Here is a 16,946-nt window from a genome sequence, read left to right on the forward strand (position 1 = left end):
GCGCAAGCTCAGTGGAAATCGCGCGACTTCGGGAGGATGCGGACATTGCGCGGATGGCCGGCGCGCGGGTGCTGCGGGTGCAGGAACTCGTCGGCACGGCTGAGCGCGATCTCGGCGCGGTGAGTATCGGACAGCCCGAGCAGATCGGCCGAGCGGTCGAAGACACGCCGCGCCATCAAATGCACCACGCCCTCGACGCTCTTCTGCACCCTGCCTTCGACCAGAAGCAGCCGCGCCGCCATGACCTCGCGGCGGAAGCGGGCGAAATCGCGGGCCCAGAGCACGATGTTGGCGATGCCGGTCTCGTCCTCCAGCGTGATGAAGATGGCGTTGCCCTTGCCGGGGCGCTGGCGCACCAGCACGACGCCGGCGACGCTCGCAAAGGCTCCGTCGCGCCCGGCGGCGATCGCCGCGCAGGTCGCGACGCCCGCCCCTGCAAAGCGCGGGCGCAGCAGGTCCATCGGGTGTCCCTTCAGCGAGAGCCGCGCCGTCTGGTAGTCGGCGACGACATGCTCGGCGAGCGGCATCGCCGGCAAGGCTGCCTCCGGCTCCTCCCCGAGCTCGCGGGCCGCTGCCGCCTCGAACAGCGGCAGGGCCTCGTCATCCGGCAGACGCCGCACCGCCCAGAGCGCCTCGCGCCGGTCCAGCCCGAGCGAGCAGAAGGCGTCGGCATCGGCGAGCAGGCGCATGGCACGCGCCGGCAATCGCGCCCGGCGGGCGAGACCCTCGACATCGCGATAGCCGTCGCCACGGGCCGCGATCAGGCGTTTCGCCCAGTCCTCCTTGAAGCCATCGAGCTGGCGTAATCCCAGACGTAGTGCCCAGGGGCTTTTCCAGCCGGGCGTCGCCGATTCCAGGAGATTGTCCCAGGCGCTGGAATTCACATCGATCGGCCGCGGCTCGACGCCGCCATTCTCCTGCGCTTCCCGGACGATCTGGGCCGGGGCGTAGAAGCCCATGGGCTGCGAGTTCAGCAGCGCCGCGGCGAAGATCGCCGGATAGTGGCATTTCAGCCAGGAGGAGACATAGACCAGCTTGGCGAAGGAGGCGGCATGACTCTCGGGAAAGCCATAGCTGCCGAATCCCTTGATCTGCTCGAAGCAGCGCTGGGCGAAGGCCGGCTCATAGCCACGCTCGACCATGCGCCCGACCATCAGCGCCTCATATTGGCCGATGGTGCCGAGATTGCGGAAGGTCGCCATGGCGCGGCGCAGGCCGTTGGCCTCGGGATCGGTGAATTTCGCCGCCGTCATGGCGAGCTGCATCGCCTGCTCCTGGAAGAGCGGAACGCCCAGGGTGCGGTTCAAGACATGATAGAGTTCGTCTTCGTCTCCGTGCTCCCGCGACGGAGAAGGATAGCTGACCTCCTCGATCCCTGAGCGCCGCTTCAGATAGGGATGCACCATATTGCCCTGGATCGGGCCGGGGCGGACGATCGCGACCTGGATGACGAGATCGTAGAATTTATCGGGCCTCAACCGTGGCAGCATGTTCATCTGCGCCCGGCTCTCGACCTGAAAGACTCCTAAAGACTCGCCCCGCTTCAGCATGGCGTAGGTCGCCTTGTCGTTTTGCGGGACGTCGGCGAGGCCGAGGTCCCTGCCCTCATGCTCGCGCAGCAGGTCAAATGCCTTGCGGATGCAGGTCAGCATGCCCAGCGCCAACACGTCGACCTTCATCAGGCGCAGCGCGTCGATGTCGTCCTTGTCCCATTCGATGAAGGTGCGATCCGCCATCGCGGCCTTGCCGATCGGCACGGTCTCGTCGAGGCGCCCACGCATCAGCACGAAGCCGCCGACATGCTGCGAGAGATGGCGCGGGAAGCCGAGCAGGCGCACGGCGAACTGCACGGCCTGCGCGATCACCGGATTGTCGGGATCGAGCCCGGCCTGGCGGACCTGCTCGCGGGTGATGTCGGAGCCCCAGCTGCCCCATTGCGTCGAAGCGAGACGGGCGGTGACGTCCTCGGTCAGTCCCAGCGCCTTGCCGGCCTCGCGGATGGCGCTGCGCGGCCGATAATGGATCACGGTCGCGGCGATGCCGGCGCGCTCGCGTCCATAGGTCCGGTAGATCCACTGGATCACCTCCTCGCGCCGCTCATGCTCGAAATCTACGTCGATATCGGGCGGCTCGCGTCGCTCCTCCGAGATGAAGCGGGCAAAGAGCAAGGTGTGCTCGGCCGGATCGACGGCGGTGATGCCGAGCGCGTAGCAGACGGCGGAGTTGGCGGCAGAGCCTCTGCCCTGGCAGAGGATGCCCTCGCCCTCGGCGAATTCGACGATCTGGCGGATGGTCAGGAAATAGCGGGCATAGTCGAGCCTGCCGATCAGGACGAGCTCGTCGTCGACCTGCTTCTGGACTGCAGGCGGGATGCCGCGGGGATAGCGCATCGGCAGGCGCCGGCGCACCAGCTCTTCCAGCCAGCGCTGTGGTGTCCAGCCGGGCGGCACCGGTTCGTCGGGATATTCGTACCTGAGCTGCCCCAGGTCGAAATCGATACGGCCGAGGAGATGCTGGGTCTCCTCGATCGCCTCCGGCGCCTCCTTGAACAGCCGGGCCATCTCCTGCGGCGTCTTGAGATGGCGCTCCGCATTGGCCTCGAGCAGGCGCCCGGCCCTGGCGATCGTCGTGCCCTCACGAATGCAGGTCATGAGGTCCTGGAGATCGCGCTGTTCGGGCGCGTCGTAGAGCACGTCGTTCGTGGCGATCAGCGGGGTACTGGTCGGCGCCGCGATGTTTTTCAGACGGGCGAGGCGACGGCGATCGTCGCCGCGGCGCGACATGGTAGCGGCGAGCCAGACCGCGCCGGGCGCGGCGGCATCGAGCCGGGTGAGGATGTCGGAGAGGCCGTCGAGCCGGCGCTCCGGCATGACAACCAGCAGGAGGTCGCGGGCATCGCTCAGGAGATCGTCGAGGGCGAGGATGCATTCGCCCTTCGTTTCCGTCTTCAGATTACCGACTGTCAGCAGGCGGCAGAGCCGGCCCCAGCCGGCACGGTTGGCGGGATAGGCGACGATGTCGGGCGTGCCATCGGCGAAGACGAGGCGGCTACCGGTGACGAGCTTGAAAGCCTGCGCCTTCGCCTGGAGTTGGGACAAGGTGAAGGGCAGATCGGCAAAGGCGGGATTTTCGACCCAGATGTATTCGCCGGGGCTGCCGCCCTCGCGGATCTTCTCGGGGGCCAGCGCGCCTTCCTCACGCAGATCGCGCAGCGCGCTCCAGGCCCGCACCACGCCGGCGAGCGTGTTGCGGTCGGCGATGCCGAGGCCGGTCTGGCCGAGCAGCAGCGCGGTCATGAAGAGGTTCGGCCCTGGCGAGGCGCCGCGCAGGAAGGAAAAATTCGTCGCGGCGACGGACTCTGCATAGGCGGTCATGCGAACAGCCCATGCAGGAACCAGCGCGGCTGGACGCTCTCGCGATCGTAGAGCCCGGCGCGGAACAGCCAGAAACGGCGCCCCTGTGCATCCTCGACGCGGTAGTAGTCGCGCGTCGGCTCGTCCGGCCCGTCGCGCCACCATTCCGGCGCGATCCGCTCCGGCCCCTCGGCGCGGGCGATCTCGTGCAGCACGCGGCGCCAGCGAAAGCGCAAAGGCGGACCGTCCGGCACCTCGGCGAGCGTCTCGACCGGTTGCGGCGGCTCGAAGAGCTGGAGCGGGCGCGCTGGCGGCTCGCCTGGTTCAGGCTCCGGCCAGATCTGCGTCCCGGCCGGCGCACCGACGGCCGGAACCACCCCCGCTTCCCGCTCGGGATGATGGGAGTTGCGGGCGACGAAGCGCAGCACCCGGTCGCGGCCGAAGCGGGCGACGAGCCGGTCGACCAGATCGGCCACCGCTTCCTCCTCGACCGCGCGCCCGTCGAGGCTCGCCTGCGGCGTCCCGAGCGGTTCACAGACCGGCACGGCAAGACGGATCGCATCGAAGCCGAAACCGGGATCGAGCGGGTCCGCCAGCGTGTCGATGCGCTCGCGGTAGAGCCGCAGGATGGCGGCGGGATCCCGGGAGGGTCGGCCGGTCTCGAGGAAGAGGCGCCGGACGGCGCCGTCGCTGCGGAAGAAGCTGATCTCGAAGGCACGCCCGCCTTCGCCGCGCTGCTCGAGGATGCGGGCGGCCTCGTCGAGCAGGTGGCGCAGGATCGCCTCGAGCCCGTCAGTATCCTGCAAAGGCTCGGGGAAATGCCGCTCGACCATACAATCGGGCGGCGGCCGCAAGGGCGTGATGCGAATGTCCTCATGGCCGAGGATGCGTCGCAGACGCCTGGCGAGCGTCTCGCCGAAGCGGGCCGACAGCGTGCCCGAAGGACGGGTGGAAAGATCGGCGAGTGTCTTCAACCCGGCCCGCGACAGGGCAAGAATGGTTTCGGGCGGCGCCTCCAAAGCGGCGACCGGCAGGAGCCGGGCGCGTTCCGCATCGCCGCCCGGCGGAGAGATGGCGCAATCGCCGAAGCGGGCGAGCGCGCGCGCCGCCTCGGGCGTGCCGGCGATGCTGGCGCGAAGCTGGATGCCGAGCCGGCGCAGCCGGATGCCGATCTCCTGGCGCAGCGCCGCCTCGCCGCCGAAGAGATGGGCGCAGCCGCTGATGTCGAGCACCAGCCCATGCGGCTGATCGAGCGCGACCAGCGGAGTGAAGCGGTCGCAGAGCCCGGCGAGACGCCCGATGAAGCGCGCATCGGCAGCGGGGTCGGCCTCGGCTATGGCGAGGTCGGGAATGCGGGCGCGGGCATCGGCAAGGGTCAGCCCGCGGGTGAGGCCGAGCGCGACGGCGCGCCGGTCGCAATCGGCGAGCCTGAGCGCGCCGCCTTCCTTCTCGACCAGGACGAGCGGCCGCTCATCCTGCCCGGCGCCAGGCGGGAGCGCCCTCTGCCGATGCAGCCGGTCGCTCGCCAGGAATGGGAACCAGAGGGCGAGATAGCGGCGCTGCATCCTTTCGGCCCCCCCCCTCTCGGCCCCATTCCTGGAAAGATCGTCGCTCACGGTTCCACTCCACACGCCACTCACACTCACCGAGGCCGCCGCGATGGCGCAGCAGCCTCAAACTGAAGGCCGGATCACCCGGCGCATTGGCCTCGCGCGGCCGCGATGGCAGGGCCCGCACCAGCCAGCGGGTCGTCGCCGCACTCGGCGCCGGCTCGGGAGCGACCCGCAGCAGCAGCGTCATGACGCCGGACGTCTCGGCCGCCAGAACGAGGCGCCGGCTGGCGGTCAGATCGAGCTGGCGCGGCTCGCCCCAAGGCTCGATCAGCGCCGCGCCGAGAGCCGAACAGCGGGCCGCCTCGGCCCCGGCGCGCAAGACGCCTTCGGCATCGCGGGCCCGCACCAGCAGCACCTGCGCGGGGTCGAGGCCGAGCTCGGCGAGACCGGACGGGTGCAGCCGGCCGGCCTCGGCCACCAGGAAATCCTGCCGGACCCAGAGCAGCGGCCGCGTCCCCGCAGCCCGCAGGGCCAGGGCCGTGGCGAAGCCGGTCGCGGCGGGCAGATCGGCCCCAGCCGAGGCATAGATCTCATGCAGGGCGGCGCGAGCGATGCCGCCGCCCAGCGGCTCATCGAGCTCCGGCATGCCGAAACCGACGCGCTCCACCGGCGCGAGCTCGCGCGCCAGCCCCGCCAGAGCGAGGCTTTGCCGGAGACTGGCCAAGGCAGAGGAAGAGATGTCGGACATGGTATTATGTTCACTATATGTTCTCTAGCAAAACCACTCCCAAACCTCGCAGGAGTCAAGCCCGGATATGCGGCACGCTCCTTGCCAGAAAGGCGAGACGCGGCCGGAATTGCCTTCCAGCCGGCGGAACTGTCGCCAATCCCGGCGTTTCTGTCATATCAAGGAAACGCTGATCGGCTTGCTGCGAGGCAGGCACGCCAGCCGCCGCCTTTCCGGGGACAAAGATGAGCTCAGGACTGTTCGCGCTTCTCGACGATATCGCCGGCCTCGCCAAGGTCGCGGCCGCCGCGCTCGACGATGCGGCGAGCCAGGCGACCAAGGCAGGCGCCAAGGCTGCAGGCATCGTCATCGACGATGCGGCGGTGACGCCGCGCTACGCCGTCGGTTTCTCGGCCGACCGCGAGCTGCCGATCATCTGGCGGATCGCGCTCGGGTCGCTCAAGAACAAGCTCATCTTCCTGCTGCCGGCGGCGCTGGTGCTCAGCTTCATCGCGCCCTGGGCGATCACCCCGCTCCTGATGGCGGGCGGCGCCTATCTCTGCTTCGAAGGCTTCGAGAAGGTCTACGAGCTCGTCATGCCTGATGCCGAGCACGAGGCGGCGCAAGGCGAAGGCACGGCCGAAATCCTCGATGCGGCACAGCTCGAACAGCAGAAGATCTCGAGCGCGATCAAGACCGACTTCATCCTCTCGGCCGAGATCATGGCGATCACGCTCGCGACCGTCACCACCTCATCCTACTGGACGCAAGGCTTGGTGCTGGCCGTCGTCGGCCTCGGCATGACCCTGCTGGTCTACGGCGCCGTCGCCTTGATCGTGAGGGCGGACGATGCGGGCGCCGCGATGGCGCGCACCGGCAAGCCCATCATCAGGCAGATCGGCCGCGGCCTCGTCCTCGGCATGCCGCACTTCCTGAAAGCCTTGAGCGCGGTCGGCACGGCCGCGATGCTCTGGGTCGGCGGCGGCATCATCATCCACGGCCTCGCAGGCTACGGGCTGACGGGGATCGAACACGCCATTCACGGTGTCGCCGTGGCTGCCGGTCAGGCTGTCTCCGCGGCTCCCGGCCTGCTGGAATGGCTGACCACCGCCGCAGCCTCGGCCGTGTTCGGGCTTGCCGTCGGCGGGCTCTGCCTCGTCGGCATGCATTTCATCGTCGAGCCGGCCCTCAAGCTCTGGCGCGGCAGGGCGGCGAAGGCCGCCGACGCTGCGGCAAGGGAATAGTCCAGCCGGCTGAAGCCTGCCGGGCAGCACTTCGCTACCCAAACGCTCACTACCGCGCCTGTGGCTTGCCGACTAATCTCCGCGCCACCGAAATGCAGGGGAAGGGCATGACTCCGTTCCTGGTCGGCGCCGTCGCGTTCCTCTTCATATTCGGCGCGGCAGCTGGCGGTATGCTGCTGCGCGCTCGCCTGCCCGACCATCACCTCTCTCCCGACTCCCGGGAATTGATCAAGCTCGCGACCGCGATCATCGGGACCCTGTCCGCCATCGCGCTCGGCCTGCTGATCGCCTCGGCGAAGCGCTCCTTCGACGAGGCGGCGTCAGAGCTCAGGACCTCGGCCGCGCATGTGGTGCTGCTCGACCGGACCATGGCCCAGTACGGTCCGGAGACGGCGGCGCTGCGCGAGACGCTGCGAAAGAGCCTACAGGCCCGGCTCAGCGAGCTCAGGGATCAGCGTGAGGGGCTGTTGCACGAGGGCCTCGACGTCGAGTCCATCCAAAACGGGCTCAGGCGCCTAGTGCCGGCGAATGACGGGCAGCGCTGGCTTCAGGCCCGCGCCCTCCAGCTCAGCTCGCAGATTTCGGAGATGCGGTGGCAGCGGCCGGAAACCGAGACCGACGGATTTCCCGGCATCTTCATCATCATCCTCGTCCTCTGGCTCGCTTTGCTCTTCGCCTCCTTCGGCCTGCTGGCCCCGGGCAATGCCACGGTGGTTGTGACGCTGTTCGCCTCGGCGCTGTCGGTGACGGCGGCGCTGGTCCTGATCATCGACATGGACCACCCCTATCTCGGCTTCATCCGCGTCTCCGACCTGCCGCTCCAGCTGGCGCTCGAACGCCTCGGCCGCTCATGAGCCGTGGCAAGCCGCCGCGACCGTCACGCAAACGTGCCAGGCGCCATGCATGGGCGGGGGCCGCCATCACGGCGGAAATCTGCTAGCTCCTGGCGAAGGGTCCAGCGCACGGGCCGCCGGACCCGCCATGCTGCAATTCCTCGCCACCAGCACGCCCTTCTTCGCCGTGATCGGACTCGGCGCGTTCTCCGCCTGGCGCGGCCTGTTCGGCAGCGATGCGGTCCGGGTGCTCAACACCTACGCCTTCATGGTGGCGACGCCAGCGATGGTGCTCAGGGTGATGTCGCGCCAGCCGATCGCCGAGCTTTGGAACGGGGTGTTCTTCGCGGCGCTTGCGCTGATCGGCATTGCCGTGATGGGTCTCGGCATCCTGCTGGCCCGCCGCCTGTTCGGCATGTCCTTTCCGAATGCGGTCTCGCGCGGCCAGAGCCTGGTCGGCGGCAATTTCGCCTTCCTCGGCATTCCCCTGATGCTGGCCTTCCTCGGCGACGGGGCGGCGGCGCCGATCGCGATCGGGCTGATCTGCGACACGGCGCTGGTCGTCCCCCTCGCGATCGGGCTTATCGAGGCTGGGCGGGGCAAGGGCTCGCCCTGGCGCATCGCGGCGAGGCTGGTGCGCGGCACCATCGTCAACCCCTTCATGCTCTCGATCATGGGCGGCGTCGCGCTGTCGCTCAGCGGCCTTTCCATCCCCGAGCCGATCGACCGCTTCCTCCTCTTCCTCGGTGGCTCGGCCGCCCCGGTCGGAATCTTCGCGCTCGGCGTCGCCGCCTGGCAGTGGAGCCGGGAAGGCAGGCTGCCGCTGCGCGGCGTGCTGCCGCTCGTCCTCGGCAAGCTCGTGCTGCATCCGCTGCTGACCTGGTTCGTGCTCGCCGTCGTGCTCAGGCTCGACCCGTTCTGGGTCAAGGCCGGCGTGCTCTATGCCGCGTTGCCGATCGCCGCCAATGTCTTCGTGATCTCGGAGCGCTTCGAGACCGACAGCCGGCCGCTGGCCGCCGCCATCGTGATCTCGACCGCTGCCGCGGCCCTGACCTTTCCCTTCGCGATCTGGCTGGTCTCCGGCTGAGCCACTGCCGGCCTTTCCACCGCTCCCACAACCCGAGGACAGCGCATGACAAGCCAGCTCTTCCGCCCGCTCGCACTCGATGGGCTCCAGCTCCCGAACCGCATCGTCATCGCACCGATGTGCCAGTATTCGGCGGATAACGGCTCGGCCACCGACTGGCACCTGATCCATCTCGGCAACCTCGCGCTCTCCGGCGCCGGCCTCCTGATCATCGAGGCGACGGCGGTCGAGCCGGAGGGCCGGATCAGCCCCGACGATCTCGGCCTGTGGAGCGACGAGAACGAGACGGCGCTCGCACGCGTGCTCGACGCCATCCGGCGCCATTCCGACATGCCGGTCGGCATCCAGCTCGGCCATGCCGGGCGCAAGGCTTCGGTGCATTCACCTTGGAACGGCAGCCGCCAGCGGCCGCTCGACGATCGCGGCTGGCAGACCGTCGCGCCCTCGGCGCTGCCGATGAACCCGGGCGACCGGCCGCCGCTGCCCCTCGACGCCGGGGGGCTGAAGCGCGTGCGAGACGCCTTCGTCGCCACGGCGAAGCGCGCGGTGCGCATCGGCCTGCAGATGGTCGAGATCCATTGCGCCCATGGCTATCTGCTGCACCAGTTCCTCTCGCCGCTCGCCAACCGGCGCGAGGATGCCTATGGCGGCACGCTGGAAAACCGGCTGCGTTTTCCGCTTGAGGTCTATGACGCCGTGCGCGACGCCGTGCCCGCGCACATCCCGGTCGGCGTACGGGTTTCGGGCACGGACTGGGTCGAGGGCGGCTGGGAGATCGAGCAGACCATCGCCTTCGCGCAGGCGCTGAAGGCGCGCGGCGCCAGCTTCGTCCATGTATCGAGTGGCGGCGTCTCGCCGGAGCAGAAGATCCCGCTCGGACCGGGCTACCAGGTGCCGCTGGCACGGGCCGTGAAGGCCGCGACAGGGCTTCCGACCATCGCCGTCGGGCTGATCACCGAATATGAGCACGCCGAGGCGATCGTCGCCGGTGGCGATGCAGACATGGTCGGGCTGGCGCGCGGCATTCTCTACGATCCGCGCTGGCCTTGGCATGCGGCCGCCCATCTCGGCGCCAGCGTCAAGGCGCCGAAGCAATATCTGCGCTCGCAGCCGCGGCAGCTGAAGGAGCTGTTCGAGAGCTGAGCGGTCAACCCTCAGGCTAGTCATCCCGGACGCGCGGCGAAGCCGCGCTGATCCGGAATCCATGCCAGAGCCCTTCGGAAAGAGTCTCCGGAATGGATCCCGGGTCTCCCTGCGGTCGCCCGGGATGACCCAAATAGGGCTCTGAAAGCGTATGAGAGCCGGGCTCAATCGCCCGGCTGGGCTCCGTCATAGCCGCCGATGATCACGAGATCGACCGGGCCGACCTTGGCGAGGTGCTGCACCGCCGCCTGATACTCCGGCGATTCGTAGCAGGCCCTGGCCGTCGCCTCGTCCTTGAACTCGATGACGACGTTGTGCTTGCGGCCCTCGCCGCGGGCGAGCTTGTACTCGCCGCCGCGGACGATGAACTTGCCGCCGTACTTGGCGAAGGCGATGGCGTTGAGCGATCGGTAGGTCGCGTACTCCGCCTCGTTCTGCACGTCGAGGCGGGCGATCCAATAGCCTTTCGCCATGGTCAGACGCCTTCGACGACGACGATATCGATCTCGCCGGCGCCTTCGCGCTCCTTGCGGGCTGCGGCGTATTCCGGCGAGTTCACATAGGCCTTGGCCGATTCGAAATCCTTGAATTCGATGACGACGTTGCGAGCCCTGCCCTCGCCTTCGCCGACCGTCATCTGGCCGCCGCGCACCAGCGGCGTGCCGCCATACTGCTTGATCGCTTCCGAGGCCTTGGCGGCATAGGCCGCCCACAGCGTCGCGTTGGAGACCTTGGCGCGCGCGATCACATATCCCTTGGGCATTTCGGCTTCCATTTCCGTTTGGATGGGGGGCTAAGCTTAGGCGGCGCCGGCGATCTCGTCCATGATCGCGGCCGCCGCTGCGCGCGGGTCGGCTGCGCGAATGACGGGACGCCCGATCACCAGATGGTCGGCGCCGGCGGCGATGGCCTCGCCCGGCGTCAAGGTGCGCTTCTGGTCGCCGGCGGCGCTGCCGGCCGGACGGATGCCGGGGGTGACGATGACCATGTCGGGGCCGATGACGCCGCGGACGATCTCGGTCTCGGCGGCGGAGCAGACGATGCCGTCGACGCCGGCAATGCGGGCCTGCTGGGCGCGCATGCGCACGAGATCGCGCACGGCGAGCCCGTAGCCGGCATCCTTCAGATCGCCATCGTCATAGGAGGTCAGCGCCGTGACGGCGAGCAGCTTCATGGCCGACTCGCCGCGCCCCTCGACCGCGCCGCGCATGGTCTGCGGATAGGCGTGGACGGTCAGGAAGGTCACGCCGAGCTTGGTCAGCGATTCGACCCCTTCGGTCACGGTGTTGCCGATGTCGTGCAGCTTCAGGTCGAGGAAGACCTTCTTCCCCTCGCCGATCAGCTGGCGGGCGAGATCGAGCCCGCCGGCGAAAGCGAGCCGGTAGCCGATCTTGTAGAAGCTAGCCTGGTCGCCGAGCGTCGAGACGATGCGATAAGCGTCCCAGATCGTCGGCACATCGAGCGCGACGATCATGCGGTCCCGGAGATCGTTGATTTTCTGCGCCATGGCCCTGTCCTCCTCGCTGCCCGGCGGCGATGGGGCACGATTCGACGGCGGACGCAAGCCGGGCACGGCATTCCGTTGCGGCAGGCGATGGGTTAGTCTTGCCGCTGCCGGCGCGGGATCAGCCCCGTTGCCGATACGCCTTCGCCGTCAGCCTGCCCAGCTGCCCCCGCGAGGAGCCGTCATGCCGATTTACGTCAAGTTCAGCGCGCCGATCAGTGACAGCTGCGAGGCAGAAAGCGCCCAGCTGATCCCTACTGGCACCACCGCCGCCCCCAACGGACTGCGTACCCGCGCTCAGTCCGACGATATCACCTTCGTCAAGAAGATCGACTTCCTCTCAGCGAAGCTGATGATGCATACCAACAACGGAACCGAGTTCGAGACCGTCACGATCGAACTGCGTAAACAGGGTCACCCTACGCCCTATATGATCTACACGCTCTCAAAGACGATCATTGCAGGATACAGTTTTTCTGCTTCCCGCGGCTCACTCCCGTACGAGACGATCGGCCTTAATGCCGAGAGCGTCCGCTGGCGATTCTTCAACTAGCTACCATCCGGAGCAGTAACCCGCTGCCGGAACCGCTTTAAGCCGCGCCGCTCAGCACCTGCGCGAAGACCTTGGCCCAGACGTCGGGTGTCTGCGCGCCGGAAACCGCGAGCTTGCCGTCGACGATGAAGAAGGGCACGCCGGTGACGCCGACCCGCTGAGCATGCGCCTCGAGGCCGATCACCGTCTCGCGCAATTCGTCATTGGCGAGCTCGTCGCGCGCCGCCCGCTCGTCGTAGCCCTGCTCGCCCGCGATCGCGACGAGGGTGTCGAGATCGCCGATGTCGCGCCCGTCCTGCCAATAGGCCTTGAACAGCGCCGCCTTCATCTCGCTGCCGCGCTGCACGGTCGAGGCGGCAGCGACGAGCATATGCGCCATGCGGGTGTTGACGCTCTTCTTCACCGCGGCCCAGTTGAAGGTGACGCCGCTTTCCAGCGCCGCCTCGGAGAGGCGCAGTTCGATCTCCCTGCGCTTGCCGGGGCCGAATTTGGCGTCGAGATAGGCGGTGCGGTCCATGCCCTCCTCCGGCATGTCCGGATTGAGCTCATAGGGCAGCCAGGTGATGGCGACGCGCTCGGTCAGGCCATGATTGGCGAGCGCCGTCTCGAGGCGCGCCTTGCCGATGAAGCACCAGGGGCAGGCGAGATCGGAGACGATCGCGATCGGCATCTTGTCTTGCATAGGGGTCTCCGCTCAAACTTTCCGGACCGGCTCGCCATAGCGCGCGAGCGTCGCGTCCGAGGTCAAAAGGGCAATGCCTTCGATACGGGCCTGCGCGACCAGCATACGGTCGAACGGGTCCTTATGATGGGGTGGCAGGGCATCCAATGCGAGAGCGTGCTCGCCAAGCACAGGCAACTCGCGATAGCCGTTCTCCAGCAGGCCGCGCCGCAAGGCCGGCAGCTTCACCGAGAAATCGCTCCGCCCGAGCCCGTTGTTGATCGCGATCTCCCACAGGCTGACGGCACTGAAGGTGAGCTCGTTTCCGGCATCCCCGATCAGCGCCCGCGCCTCGAAAGACAACATATCCGGCTGCCCCGCCGCCCATAGCAGCAGGTGGGTGTCGAGCAAAAGTCTCACGAACGGCCTTCGAACATCTCGACGATGCCATCGGCGCCCATGCTGTCGAAATCATCGGGCACGCTGATCTCCCCGGCCATGAAACCGAGACGTCGTGGCGCGGGACGCTCACCCTCGTCGAGCGGCACGAGCTTGACCAGCGGCTTGCCCGCCCGGGCGATGACGATGCTCTCGCCTTGCGCCGCGCGCTCGACCAGCCGCGACAGATTGGTCTTGGCCTCGTGAATGTTGACGGTTTTCATGGCCGATCCAGACTTAGTCCACCGGACTTAGTTTAGCGCAAGCGGCCTGCGGCCGAAAGGCCGGTCACTCCGGCGGGTAGGCGTGCAACTCACCATGGCGGTCCTCCGCATGGCCGCGCGCGCCGGGCGTCTCGCAGCCCGAGAGAAAGGCGGGACCAACCGGGATCTTGCCGGCTCCGCCGGGGATGTCGAGGATATAGGTCGGCTGGCAGAGGCCGGAAAGATTGCCGCGCAGGCTTTTGACCAGGGCCTGTCCTTCCGCCAGCGACAGCCGGAAATGGCCGGTACCCGGTGCGAAATCGGGATGGTGCAGGTAGTAGGGCTTGACCCTGTTCTCGACGAAGGCGCGCATCAGCGCCGAGAGCGTCTCTACATCGGCATTGACGCCCTTGAGCAGCACGCTCTGGCTGACAAGGACATGACCGGCATCGGCCAGCCGGGCGAGCGCCTCGCGCGCTGCCGGCGTGAATTCGCGGGGATGGTTGGCGTGGACCGCGACATAGCTCGCCTTACCCGGCACGCGCAGCGCCTTGGCGTAATCCTCGGTGACGCGCTCGGGCTGGACCATCGGCACGCGCGTGTGCCAGCGCGCCACCTTGATATGCGGTATCGCGGCGAGCCGCTTGCCGACCTCGCGCAGGCGCCGGGCGGAGAGGATCAGCGGGTCGCCCCCGGTCATGATCACCTCCCAGATCTCTGGACGGGAAGCGAGATAGGCGAGCGCCGCGTCGAGCTTCTCGCCGGTCAGGGCATCGCCACCGGGGCCCACCATCTCGCGGCGGAAGCAGAAGCGGCAATAGACCGGGCAGGCATGGACCAGCTTGAGCAGGGCGCGGTCGGGATAGCGATGGACCACGCCTTCGACCGGCGAATGCGCCTCGTCGCCGATCGGATCGGCCAGCTCTTCCGGTAGCGTCCTGAGTTCGGCGGCATCCGGCACGAACTGGCGAGCGATCGGGTCGGCCGCGTCGGCCGGGTCGATCAGCGCCGCGACGGCCGGCGTCACCGAGACGGCGTAGCGCTGGGCGACCTCAGCCAGGACCTCACGCCGGGCGGGCGCGACGAGACCACGCTCGACGAGGGCGTCGACCGTCTTCAGCGGCTGGCCGGGCGGCTGGTGGATCGTCATCGCCCTCCCCTGCCCGGTTGCGCGACCGGCGTCCAGAGCACGTCGTCGATGCGGCGAGCATCGATGCAGAGCATCACCAGCCGGTCAAAGCCGAGCGCGATACCTGAGGCCTGCGGCATAACGGCGAGCGCCGCGAGGAAGTCCTCGTCGATCGGATAGCGTTCGCCATAGATGCGCTCTTTCTCGTCCATGTCCGCCTCGAAGCGCCGGCGCTGCTCCGCCGGGTCGGTCAGTTCGCCGAAAGCGTTTGCCAGTTCGACGCCGCAGGCAAACAACTCGAAACGCTCGGCGACGCGCGGATCGCCGGGTTTCGGCCGCGCCAGCGCCGCCTCGGAGATCGGGTATTCGCACAGGATGGTGGCACGCCCGCGGCCGAGATGCAGCTCGACCTTCTCGGCCAGCACGCGGCTGAAGATGTCGGACCAGCTGTCGTCCTCGGCCAGCCTGACGCCGGCATCGCGCGCCTGCGCCGCCAGCGCCTCGCGATCGGTCGTACCGGTCCCGGCGATCGTCGACATCAGGTCGATGCCGGCATGGCGGGCGAAAGCCTCGGCGAGGGTCAGACGCTCGGGCTCGGCGAAGGGATCGACCTCGGCGCCACGCCAGCGCAGGCGGGCGACGCCGGCGGCGCGGGCGGCCGCGGCCAGCAGCTCGGCGCAATCGGCCATCAGCGCCTCGTAGGGCTCACCGACCCGGTACCATTCCAGCATGGTGAATTCAGGATGGTGCAGCGCCGTGCGCTCGCGATTGCGGAAGACACGGGCGAAATCGAAGATGCGCCGCTCGCCGGCGGCCAGCAGCTTCTTGGCGGCGAATTCCGGCGAGGTGTGCAGGTAATAGGGATGCTTGGCGCCGCCATCGTCGACGAAGACAGTGCGGAAGCCGTGCAGATGCGTCTCGTTGCCGGGCGAGACCTGCAACAGCGCCGCCTCGACCTCGAGAAAATCGCGCGCCTCGAACCAGCGCCGCAGCGCCGCCTTGACGCGGCCGCGCGCCATCAGCGCTGGGCGCCGGTCGGCATGGATGTCCGGCCGCCAGAAGGGCGGGTGGTTTTCGTTCATGGATCCTCTGGCAAACCCGTCAGCCAGCTTCCGTTTCGCGCATAAATGCGGTAGTTGCGCGGCGACGAAACCGGCATAGCGCGCCCCTCCGCCGCGCACCAGCAAGGAAGTTCACGTGGTCAAGGTCATCGCCTCCTCCGTCCGCAAGGGCAACGTCCTCGAACTCGACGGGCATCTCTGCACCGTCATTTCGGCCGAGAGCTTCTTCCCGGGCAAGGGCACGCCGACGACGCAGATTGACATGCGCCGCATTTCCGACGGCGTGAAGATGACGCAGCGCTACAAGACGACCGAGCAGGTCGAGCGCGCCTATGTCGAGGATCGCGACTTCACCTATCTCTATCAGGACGGCGAGCAGTACGTCTTCATGAACCCCGAGACCTATGACCAGATCCATGTCGACGGCGACGTGGTCGGCGATCTCGCGCCCTATCTCCAGGAAGGCATGAAGGTCACGCTCTCGGTGTTCGAGGACAAAGCGGTCGCGATCGAGTTGCCGCAGCGCGTCACAGTCGAGGTCACGGAAACCGAGCCGGTGACCAAGGGCCAGACCGCCTCGTCGTCCTACAAGCCGGCGATCCTCGCCAACGGCGTGCGCACCGCGGTACCGCCGCACATCGGCGTCGGCACCCGCATCGTGGTGATGACGGCCGACGGCTCCTATGTGGAACGCGCGAAGGATTGATCGCGCTACGGCGCCCCGCGTGACGGCGCATGCGCTATAGAATGAGGCAGCGGGCCCTTTCCGGGCCCGTTTCCATTTCTGGAGCCAAGACCATGCCGCTTTCCGCTCATGCCGCCGCCTTCGCCGGCTTCGTCCAGACCCTCAAGGCGCTCGACGCCATCCTCGACAAGGCGCAGGCCGAGGCGGAAACGCGCAAGATCCAGCCGGAGGTGCTGCTGTCGAGCCGGCTGGCCCCCGACATGCTGCCCTTCACCCGGCAGATCCAGCTGATGTCGGATTTCGCCAAGAATGCCGCGGCGCGCCTTGCCGGCGGCGAGAACCCGCGCTTCCCCGACGAAGAGAAGAGCTTTCCCGAGCTCAAGGCGCGCATCGCCAGGACGCTCGACTTCGTCGCCTCGGTCGACAAGGCATCGCTCGATGCCGGGCTCGAACGTGACGTCACTTTCCCGCGCGGCCAGTCCGCCACCGTGACGATGAAGGGCGCGGATTACCTGACCCGCTTCGCCGTGCCGAACTTCTATTTCCACGCCACCACCGCCTACGCGATCCTGCGCGAGAACTGCTTCTCGATCGGCAAGCAGGACTTCCTGAAGGGCGTGTTCGACGCCTGAGCCACGCGGCACGATCGCGAGCGCGGAACATGACAAACGTCGTCATGCTCGCCCTTGTGGCGAGCATCCAGGTCCTGGACACCGCGCTCGTCACGATAAGACGTGGATGGTCGGGACAAGCCCGACCATGACGGTAAGCA

General features: G+C 68.0%; 18 protein-coding genes. 7 read left to right on the forward strand and 11 right to left on the reverse strand.

Annotated features, from left to right (window positions below):
- Window positions 1-8: 8 nt before the first annotated feature.
- From DK26_RS24275 to DK26_RS24285, 3 genes are read right to left on the reverse strand one after another with little or no spacing between them, the layout of a single operon-like run.
- On the reverse strand, window positions 9-3,374 hold the full coding sequence (locus DK26_RS24275; protein ID WP_066478309.1) for an error-prone DNA polymerase: 3,366 nt from the start codon (window positions 3,372-3,374) through the stop codon (window positions 9-11).
- A complete protein-coding gene (locus DK26_RS24280) occupies window positions 3,371-4,918 on the reverse strand; it encodes a DNA polymerase Y family protein (protein ID WP_083533565.1) in 1,548 nt (515 codons plus the stop codon). The genes DK26_RS24275 and DK26_RS24280 overlap by 4 nt, the downstream gene beginning before the upstream one ends.
- Entirely contained in the window at window positions 4,824-5,654 is an 831-nt protein-coding gene (locus DK26_RS24285; protein WP_066478311.1) for a hypothetical protein, read from the reverse strand. The genes DK26_RS24280 and DK26_RS24285 overlap by 95 nt, the downstream gene beginning before the upstream one ends.
- A 224-nt stretch (window positions 5,655-5,878) precedes the next feature.
- Here DK26_RS24285 and DK26_RS24290 point away from each other — a divergent pair, with 224 nt between their 5' ends.
- From DK26_RS24290 to DK26_RS24305, 4 genes are all read left to right on the forward strand, one after another.
- The gene (locus DK26_RS24290; protein WP_066478313.1) at window positions 5,879-6,877 is read left to right on the forward strand and encodes a DUF808 domain-containing protein; all 999 of its coding nucleotides are present in this window, start codon (window positions 5,879-5,881) and stop codon (window positions 6,875-6,877) included.
- A gap of 107 nt (window positions 6,878-6,984) precedes the next feature.
- Window positions 6,985-7,731, forward strand: a complete 747-nt coding sequence (locus tag DK26_RS24295; protein ID WP_066478315.1) for a DUF4239 domain-containing protein — start codon at window positions 6,985-6,987, stop codon at window positions 7,729-7,731.
- 127 nt (window positions 7,732-7,858) lie between these two features.
- Entirely contained in the window at window positions 7,859-8,797 is a 939-nt protein-coding gene (locus DK26_RS24300; RefSeq protein ID WP_066478317.1) for an AEC family transporter, read from the forward strand.
- A 45-nt stretch (window positions 8,798-8,842) separates the two neighbouring features.
- On the forward strand, window positions 8,843-9,940 hold the full coding sequence (locus tag DK26_RS24305; RefSeq protein ID WP_066478320.1) for an NADH:flavin oxidoreductase/NADH oxidase: 1,098 nt from the start codon (window positions 8,843-8,845) through the stop codon (window positions 9,938-9,940).
- A gap of 164 nt (window positions 9,941-10,104) precedes the next feature.
- Here DK26_RS24305 and DK26_RS24310 read toward each other — a convergent pair whose 3' ends face one another.
- The 3 genes from DK26_RS24310 to pyrF are packed head-to-tail and all read right to left on the reverse strand — an operon-like array spanning window position 10,105 to window position 11,447.
- Window positions 10,105-10,413: a DUF1330 domain-containing protein gene (locus tag DK26_RS24310; RefSeq protein ID WP_066478322.1), complete on the reverse strand. Its 309-nt coding sequence runs from the start codon at window positions 10,411-10,413 to the stop codon at window positions 10,105-10,107.
- 2 nt (window positions 10,414-10,415) lie between these two features.
- Window positions 10,416-10,703 carry a DUF1330 domain-containing protein gene (locus DK26_RS24315; protein WP_066478569.1) on the reverse strand — a complete coding sequence of 96 codons (288 nt, stop codon included), beginning with the start codon at window positions 10,701-10,703 and terminating at the stop codon, window positions 10,416-10,418.
- A gap of 36 nt (window positions 10,704-10,739) precedes the next feature.
- Window positions 10,740-11,447 carry an orotidine-5'-phosphate decarboxylase gene (gene pyrF, locus DK26_RS24320; protein ID WP_066478325.1) on the reverse strand — a complete coding sequence of 236 codons (708 nt, stop codon included), beginning with the start codon at window positions 11,445-11,447 and terminating at the stop codon, window positions 10,740-10,742.
- A 181-nt stretch (window positions 11,448-11,628) separates the two neighbouring features.
- Between pyrF and DK26_RS29455 the strand changes: the two genes are divergently transcribed.
- Window positions 11,629-11,997: a type VI secretion system tube protein Hcp gene (locus tag DK26_RS29455; RefSeq protein WP_066478331.1), complete on the forward strand. Its 369-nt coding sequence runs from the start codon at window positions 11,629-11,631 to the stop codon at window positions 11,995-11,997.
- A gap of 37 nt (window positions 11,998-12,034) precedes the next feature.
- Here DK26_RS29455 and DK26_RS24330 read toward each other — a convergent pair whose 3' ends face one another.
- From DK26_RS24330 to epmA, 5 genes are all read right to left on the reverse strand, one after another.
- A complete protein-coding gene (locus DK26_RS24330; protein ID WP_066478334.1) occupies window positions 12,035-12,679 on the reverse strand; it encodes a DsbA family oxidoreductase in 645 nt (214 codons plus the stop codon).
- Window positions 12,680-12,691: 12 nt separating this feature from the next.
- Complete coding sequence (locus DK26_RS24335) at window positions 12,692-13,078, reverse strand: type II toxin-antitoxin system VapC family toxin (RefSeq protein ID WP_066478336.1); 387 nt, start codon at window positions 13,076-13,078, stop codon at window positions 12,692-12,694.
- A complete protein-coding gene (locus DK26_RS24340; RefSeq protein WP_066478339.1) occupies window positions 13,075-13,320 on the reverse strand; it encodes a type II toxin-antitoxin system Phd/YefM family antitoxin in 246 nt (81 codons plus the stop codon). Before DK26_RS24340 ends, DK26_RS24335 begins: the two co-directional genes overlap by 4 nt.
- Before the next feature lie 64 nt (window positions 13,321-13,384).
- Complete coding sequence (locus DK26_RS24345) at window positions 13,385-14,449, reverse strand: lysine-2,3-aminomutase-like protein (protein WP_066478342.1); 1,065 nt, start codon at window positions 14,447-14,449, stop codon at window positions 13,385-13,387.
- Entirely contained in the window at window positions 14,446-15,510 is a 1,065-nt protein-coding gene (gene epmA, locus DK26_RS24350) for an EF-P lysine aminoacylase EpmA (protein WP_066478343.1), read from the reverse strand. The genes DK26_RS24345 and epmA overlap by 4 nt, the downstream gene beginning before the upstream one ends.
- Before the next feature lie 115 nt (window positions 15,511-15,625).
- Between epmA and efp the strand changes: the two genes are divergently transcribed.
- Complete coding sequence (gene efp, locus DK26_RS24355) at window positions 15,626-16,195, forward strand: elongation factor P (RefSeq protein ID WP_066478344.1); 570 nt, start codon at window positions 15,626-15,628, stop codon at window positions 16,193-16,195.
- Between the two features lie 92 nt (window positions 16,196-16,287).
- Window positions 16,288-16,806, forward strand: coding sequence for a DUF1993 domain-containing protein (locus DK26_RS24360; RefSeq protein WP_066478345.1), 519 nt, complete (start codon window positions 16,288-16,290; stop codon window positions 16,804-16,806).
- Window positions 16,807-16,946 lie beyond the last annotated feature (140 nt).

Origin of the sequence: Allobosea sp. WAO, from assembly GCF_001509835.1 — a bacterium.
GTDB lineage: Bacteria > Pseudomonadota > Alphaproteobacteria > Rhizobiales > Beijerinckiaceae > Allobosea.

Bases quoted from the DNA above. Each gene is read 5' to 3' on its own strand.
- DK26_RS24275 (WP_066478309.1), bottom strand. From the start codon at position 3,374: ATGACCGCCTATGCAGAGTCCGTCGCCGCGACGAATTTTTCCTTCCTG.
- DK26_RS24280 (WP_083533565.1), bottom strand. From the start codon at position 4,918: ATGCAGCGCCGCTATCTCGCCCTCTGGTTCCCATTCCTGGCGAGCGAC.
- DK26_RS24285 (WP_066478311.1), bottom strand. From the start codon at position 5,654: ATGTCCGACATCTCTTCCTCTGCCTTGGCCAGTCTCCGGCAAAGCCTC.
- DK26_RS24290 (WP_066478313.1), top strand. From the start codon at position 5,879: ATGAGCTCAGGACTGTTCGCGCTTCTCGACGATATCGCCGGCCTCGCC.
- DK26_RS24295 (WP_066478315.1), top strand. From the start codon at position 6,985: ATGACTCCGTTCCTGGTCGGCGCCGTCGCGTTCCTCTTCATATTCGGC.
- DK26_RS24300 (WP_066478317.1), top strand. From the start codon at position 7,859: ATGCTGCAATTCCTCGCCACCAGCACGCCCTTCTTCGCCGTGATCGGA.
- DK26_RS24305 (WP_066478320.1), top strand. From the start codon at position 8,843: ATGACAAGCCAGCTCTTCCGCCCGCTCGCACTCGATGGGCTCCAGCTC.
- DK26_RS24310 (WP_066478322.1), bottom strand. From the start codon at position 10,413: ATGGCGAAAGGCTATTGGATCGCCCGCCTCGACGTGCAGAACGAGGCG.
- DK26_RS24315 (WP_066478569.1), bottom strand. From the start codon at position 10,703: ATGCCCAAGGGATATGTGATCGCGCGCGCCAAGGTCTCCAACGCGACG.
- pyrF (WP_066478325.1), bottom strand. From the start codon at position 11,447: ATGGCGCAGAAAATCAACGATCTCCGGGACCGCATGATCGTCGCGCTC.
- DK26_RS29455 (WP_066478331.1), top strand. From the start codon at position 11,629: ATGCCGATTTACGTCAAGTTCAGCGCGCCGATCAGTGACAGCTGCGAG.
- DK26_RS24330 (WP_066478334.1), bottom strand. From the start codon at position 12,679: ATGCAAGACAAGATGCCGATCGCGATCGTCTCCGATCTCGCCTGCCCC.
- DK26_RS24340 (WP_066478339.1), bottom strand. From the start codon at position 13,320: ATGAAAACCGTCAACATTCACGAGGCCAAGACCAATCTGTCGCGGCTG.
- DK26_RS24345 (WP_066478342.1), bottom strand. From the start codon at position 14,449: ATGACGATCCACCAGCCGCCCGGCCAGCCGCTGAAGACGGTCGACGCC.
- epmA (WP_066478343.1), bottom strand. From the start codon at position 15,510: ATGAACGAAAACCACCCGCCCTTCTGGCGGCCGGACATCCATGCCGAC.
- DK26_RS24360 (WP_066478345.1), top strand. From the start codon at position 16,288: ATGCCGCTTTCCGCTCATGCCGCCGCCTTCGCCGGCTTCGTCCAGACC.